This is a genomic window from Asticcacaulis sp. AC460, from assembly GCF_000495795.1.
GTDB lineage: Bacteria > Pseudomonadota > Alphaproteobacteria > Caulobacterales > Caulobacteraceae > Asticcacaulis.
The window spans coordinates 1-925 of sequence record NZ_AWGD01000064.1; the positions used below are offsets into that span (position 1 = coordinate 1).

The 925-nt window shown below is 51.2% G+C and carries 2 tRNA genes and 1 rRNA gene; all 3 read right to left on the bottom strand.

Annotated elements, in window-relative coordinates:
• Positions 1-264, bottom strand: a 23S ribosomal RNA gene (locus tag ABAC460_RS50635); the annotation flags it as partial.
• Positions 265-611: 347 nt separating this feature from the next.
• Positions 612-687: transfer RNA gene (locus ABAC460_RS47910), tRNA-Ala, on the bottom strand.
• A gap of 27 nt (positions 688-714) precedes the next feature.
• Positions 715-791, bottom strand: a tRNA-Ile gene (locus ABAC460_RS47915).
• Between the last annotated feature and the right edge of the window lie 134 nt (positions 792-925).

Consider the following 925-nt stretch of genomic DNA (forward strand, 5'->3'; position numbering starts at 1 on the left):
CATTATATCTTAAAACAACCAACCAATCTAAAGATCCCAGGTCACCCCAGGCAAACGCCTCATAGACAGTCTCTGTGGCATGCAACCACATCCTCTGTCTTATCCACGTTCTTTAAATTGGAAGGCCGTAAAGATGGGTTTCCCCATTCGGAGATAACCGGATCAAAGGGTGCTAGCGCCTCCCCGGTTCTTATCGCAGCTTGCCACGTCCTTCTTCGCCTCTCTACGCCAAGGCATCCGTCAGAAGCCCTTTAACGCTTGATCGTTCTCAACAAAACGCATGTGTTTACAATGTAACGATACGATCACGTCGATTGTCACGACCGCCACTAGGGTAGCGTCGCACCATTACATATACATACGTCGTTCTTAGACATCTTCTCCCCCGTATGCTCGGAAAGTTGCGGCATACGTAGTTCATCGAAGATGTCTGTGTCAGACAATGTCTTCTCGGATCACCCCTAAAGCTATGAACAACCGGGGAAACCCTTCATTTACAATTTCAGCAGGGTCTCAGACCCTGCACCCTTTCGACCAGAGGTTACCCTCACAGCCGAAAAACTCTTGTGCATCGTAAGCATGTCACCCGCTACAACCTCACTTGAGGGAGCTGGTGGAGCCAGACGGAATCGAACCGACGACATCCTGCTTGCAAAGCAGGCACTCTACCATCTGAGTTATGGCCCCATCTTACCAGATCGGACGCTTAACCCATGGTTGGCCTGGACAGACTCGAACTGTCGACCTTACGCTTATCAGGCGTACGCTCTAACCACCTGAGCTACAGGCCAGCAGGTCAAGCGTTCACCCATCGCGTTACCGCTGGGCTTACGATGCATGACCACCCTGCCCGGAACCAGAAGTTCCTTCGGGACGATCATGTTTTTGGAAAGAGAGACGAAGACGGCGGCGAACCGCATTTATT